This window comes from Caballeronia arvi, assembly GCF_001544695.2.
GTDB lineage: Bacteria > Pseudomonadota > Gammaproteobacteria > Burkholderiales > Burkholderiaceae > Caballeronia > Caballeronia arvi.
In genome coordinates this window covers 1-4,352 of the sequence record NZ_FCOM02000145.1, presented here as the reverse complement: position 1 = coordinate 4,352, position 4,352 = coordinate 1, and the positions used below count along the sequence as shown (strand labels likewise).

General features: G+C 64.8%; 4 protein-coding genes. 3 read left to right on the top strand and 1 reads right to left on the bottom strand.

What is annotated here, in order from left to right:
- On the bottom strand, positions 1 to 428 hold a 428-nt coding region (locus tag AWB74_RS43430), incomplete at its 3' end, for a LacI family DNA-binding transcriptional regulator (RefSeq protein ID WP_143749513.1).
- A gap of 211 nt (positions 429 to 639) precedes the next feature.
- On the opposite strand from AWB74_RS43430, the gene AWB74_RS43425 reads away from it, so the two are divergent.
- The 3 genes from AWB74_RS43425 to AWB74_RS43415 all read left to right on the top strand — a co-directional run bounded on the left by AWB74_RS43425 (position 640) and on the right by AWB74_RS43415 (position 4,240).
- Entirely contained in the window at positions 640 to 1,662 is a 1,023-nt protein-coding gene (locus AWB74_RS43425) for a TRAP transporter substrate-binding protein (protein WP_061152647.1), read from the top strand.
- A gap of 39 nt (positions 1,663 to 1,701) precedes the next feature.
- The gene (locus AWB74_RS43420; RefSeq protein WP_061152646.1) at positions 1,702 to 3,594 is read left to right on the top strand and encodes a TRAP transporter large permease; all 1,893 of its coding nucleotides are present in this window, start codon (positions 1,702 to 1,704) and stop codon (positions 3,592 to 3,594) included.
- Between the two features lie 106 nt (positions 3,595 to 3,700).
- Positions 3,701 to 4,240, top strand: a complete 540-nt coding sequence (locus AWB74_RS43415) for a VOC family protein (protein WP_061152648.1) — start codon at positions 3,701 to 3,703, stop codon at positions 4,238 to 4,240.
- The last annotated feature ends 112 nt before the right edge of the window (positions 4,241 to 4,352 follow it).

The following is a 4,352-nucleotide window of genomic DNA, read 5'->3' as shown; positions in this document are numbered from 1 at the left end:
ACAGGATGCTCCAGCGCCATGAACACGATGCCATCGGCGCGCTGTCCGTATTGCAGCAGCCGCGCGGCGAGTTCCTCCGGATTGAAGCTTTCCACATAATGCACGCGGCACTTCATGCCCTGCGCGGTCCACTGGTTGTGCGCGAATTCGATGTAGTCGCCCAGCATGCGCAGATAGCGGTTCGTGCCCGAGGGCAGCAGAAAGGCGATGTGCATCGGCTTCGCGGCGGCGGCTTTGTCGGCGGCTTCGGGCGCGTCGAGCGTATAGCCGAGTTGCGCCGCGGCCTGCATCACGCGCGCCGCCGTATTGGCGCGCACGCCGGGGCGGCCGTTCAGCACGCGATCGACGGTCGCGCTGGAAACGCCGGCCGCCTGCGCGACATCGGCAACGCGCGCGCGGGGTGGAAAGATCGTGCTTACGATGTTCAAGAAAGCGTCTCCCTCATTGCACTGTCAATCAAACACCATCAGAAACCATCATTTTGCGAGTTTGACGTTGCCAGGCCTCGCCCGTAGTCTTCGTTCCAAGACGTAGCGAAACTAACGCCAGTCTACGACACCGGCGATCATTAGAAGCCCGCGTTTTGATGGTTTCTGATGTGCGGGGTGATCGCATCAAATAACAGCAAGGAGACACGTCATGATCAACACCCGCCGACGCACGCTTCTGCGCGCCGCCGCCGCGCTCCCCGCGGCAGGCGCACTCGGTTTGCCGGCCATCGGCCGCGCCGCTTCCGCTGAATATGTCTTCAAGTACGGCAACAATCTGCCGCTCACGCATCCGCTCAATGTGCGGGCGAAGGAGGCGGCGGATCAGGTGAAGGAAGCGTCGAAGGGACGCATGGAAATTCGCATCTTCCCGAACAACCAACTCGGCGGCGACACCGACATGCTGGCGCAGGTGCGCAGCGGCGGCATCGAAATGTTCACGCCGTCCGCGCTCGTCGTCTCGACGCTCGTACCGGCCGCCGCGATCAACGCAACCGGCTTCGCTTTCGCGGACTACAGCCAGGTCTGGGGCGCGATGGACGGCAAGCTCGGCGCGTTCGTGCGCGCGTCGATGCAAAAGGCCGGACTCGAATCGTTCGAAAAGATGTGGGACAACGGCTTCCGCGAGACGACGTCGAGTGCGCGTCCGATCGCCTCCGCCGCCGACATGCGCGGCCTGAAGATCCGCGTGCCGGTGAGCCCGCTGTCCGTCGACATGTTCAAGGGCCTCGGCGCCGCGCCGACGAGTCTGCAGTTCAGCGAAGTGTATTCGTCGCTGCAGACGCGCATCGTCGATGCGCAGGAGAATCCGCTGCCCATCGTCCAGGTCGCGAAGCTCTATGAAGTGCAGAAGTACTGCTCGCTCACGAATCACATGTGGGACGGCTACTGGTTCGTGCTGAACGCGCGCGCGTGGGCGCGCCTGCCCAAGGATTTGCAGGGCATTCTCGCGGACGCCTTCAATCAGGCCGCGATCAGACAGCGCGACGACGTGCGCAAGCTCAACGACGCCGCCGTCGCCGATCTCCAGTCGAAGGGACTCGCCATCAACCGTCCCGCGCCCGACAGCTTCCGCGAGGCGCTGCGTCAGGCGAACTTCTACGGCCAATGGAAGGGCAAGTTTGGCAACGAAGCGTGGAGCCTGCTCGAAACCTACACGGGCAAACTGGCCTGAACGCGGTCGCGGCAAGCCGCACGTTCCGGAGGACATTTCATGGCAAACCCGGTCTTGAGCCCGGCGCGAGCGGGCATCGAGTCATCCGCGGATGACTCGCGCGGCGCGCGCCGTCTGCTGCGCCTGTTCGACCGCGCGCTGATCGGCCTCGTCGAAGGCGCGTGCGCGTTGCTGCTCGCGGCGGAAATCATCGTGCTGCTCGCGGGCGTGACGAGCCGTTATGTGCTGCACGCACCGCTCGTCTGGTCCGATGAACTCGCCGGCATGATGTTCCTGTGGCTGTCCATGCTCGGCGCCGTGCTCGCGCTGCGCCACGGCGAGCACATGCGGATGACGGCGCTGGTGAGCCGCCTGTCGCCTGCGCGGCGCGCGTTCGTTGATACGCTCGCGATCGTGCTGTCGCTCGGCTGCCTCGGCCTGATTCTGGTGCCGGCCTACGGCTACGCATCCGGCGAGATGGCGATCGTCACGCCGGCGCTCGAAGTCAGCGGCGCATGGCGCGCGCTCGCACTGCCCGTCGGCGCGGCGCTCATGCTGATGGTCGGCTTCATCCGGCTCGCGAGCGTGGCGCGCGTGCGTCACGTGATGATCGCGGTGGCGGCGACCGCCGTCGTCGCGGGCGCGTTCGTGTGGCTCGGACCGTGGCTCGAGAGCATCGGCCGGGCGAATCTCATCGTGTTCTTCGTGGGCGTGGTGGCGGTCGGCATCTTCTCCGGCGTGCCCATCTGTTTTTCGTTTGCGCTTGCGACTCTCGGCTATCTGGGCCTGACCACCTTCACGCCGCTCGAAGTGATCGTCGGACGCATGGACGAGGGCATGTCGCATCTCGTGCTGCTCGCGGTGCCGCTCTTCGTGTTTCTGGGCCTGATGATCGAGATGACCGGCATGGCCCGCGCGATGATTCACTTCCTCGCGAGCCTCGTCGGCCACGTGCGCGGCGGGCTGTCGTACGTGCTCATCGGCACGATGTATCTGGTGTCCGGCATCTCGGGATCCAAGGTCGCCGACATGGCCGCGATCGCCCCGGTGCTGTTCCCGGAGATGAAGGCGCGCGGCGCGAAAGAGGGCGATCTCGTCGCGCTTCTTTCGACGGCGGGCGCGCAGACCGAGACAGTGCCGCCGAGCATCGTGCTCATCACCATCGGCTCGGTCACGGGGCTGTCGATCTCCGCGCTCTTCACGGCGGGACTGCTGCCCGCGGCCGTGCTCGCCGCCATGCTGTGCTTCGTCGTCTGGCTCCGTTACCGCAAGACCAGTCTGGGCGATGCGCCGCGCCTTAAACGCCGGGAGATCGGCCGGCTGTTTCTGATCGCGCTGCCGGCGCTCGCGTTGCCCTTCGTGATTCGCGCGGCGGTCGTGGAAGGCGTCGCGACGGCGACGGAAGTATCGACCATCGGCATTGTCTATTCGATGATCGTCGGCCTGCTCGTGTACCGGCGGTTCGAATGGGCGCGTCTTTCGCGCATGCTCGTAGAAGCGGCGACGCTGTCCGGGGCGATCATCTTCATCATCGGCTGCGCGACGGCGATGGCCTGGGCGCTCACGCAATCGGGCTTCTCGCAGGACCTCGCGCAACTGATGAGCGGCCTGCCCGGCGGCGCCTACGCATTTCTCGGCATCTCGATCGTCGTGTTCATTTTGCTCGGCAGCGTGCTGGAAGGCATTCCGGCGATCGTGCTGTTCGGACCGCTGCTGTTTCCGATCGCGCGTATGGCAGGCGTCAACGAGATTCACTATGCGATCGTCGTGATCCTCTCGATGGGCGTCGGCCTGTTCTCGCCGCCATTCGGCGTGGGCTACTACTCGGCGTGCGCCGTCGCGAAGGACGATCCGGACAAGGGCATGCGTCCGATCATCGGCTACATGGCCGCGCTGATCGTCGGGCTGATCCTGATTGCTGCCGTTCCCTGGATCTCCACTGGTTTTCTCTGAAGCACGAGTTTCACCCGCAACCAACCACTATCGACGACGACGCGCACCGCGCGGCGGCGGAGCGTTCGCGCGTCACCGCCGCACAACGAACAAAAGGAAGATGACGATGAGCCGCTTTTTTGGCGAGATCCGGCAGGCCGGTTATGTGGTCCGCGACATCGAGGCCGCGATGGATTACTGGAGCCGCGTGCTGGGCGTCGGGCCGTGGTTCTACAACGAGCGCGTGCCGATCGAGGACTACCGCTATCGGGGCGAGGCCTATGAAGTGCACAACTCGGTCGCGCTCGCGAACTCGGGCAGCCTGCAGGTCGAACTGATCCAGACGCGCAACGACGCGCCTTCGATGTACCGCGATTTTCTCGCGGCGGGTCACACCGGTCTGCAGCACAACGCCTACTGGACCACCGATTTCGATGCGGACCTCGAACGCCTCACGCAGCAGGGCTTCAAGGTGGCGATGAGCGGCAAGGTCGGCGAAAACGGCCGTTTCGTCTACTTCGATACCGAGACGCATCCGGGCACGGTGATCGAGCTCTCGGAGATCGCGGGGCCGAAGGGCAAGCTGTTCGACATGATCCGCGAGGCGTCGCGCAACTGGGACGGCAAGCATGCCGTTCGGCCGTTTCCTGCATTGAACACGCTATGAGCGCGCAGGGTTTCATCGAAGCCGATTACCTGATCGAAACGCCGCTCGATCTGGCCAAAGTCGCGGACATCATGGCGGGCGAGCAGTCCAGCGGCACGTTCGTGCGCGTCGC

Bases quoted from the DNA above. Each gene is read 5' to 3' on its own strand.
- AWB74_RS43425 (WP_061152647.1), top strand. From the start codon at position 640: ATGATCAACACCCGCCGACGCACGCTTCTGCGCGCCGCCGCCGCGCTC.
- AWB74_RS43420 (WP_061152646.1), top strand. From the start codon at position 1,702: ATGGCAAACCCGGTCTTGAGCCCGGCGCGAGCGGGCATCGAGTCATCC.
- AWB74_RS43415 (WP_061152648.1), top strand. From the start codon at position 3,701: ATGAGCCGCTTTTTTGGCGAGATCCGGCAGGCCGGTTATGTGGTCCGC.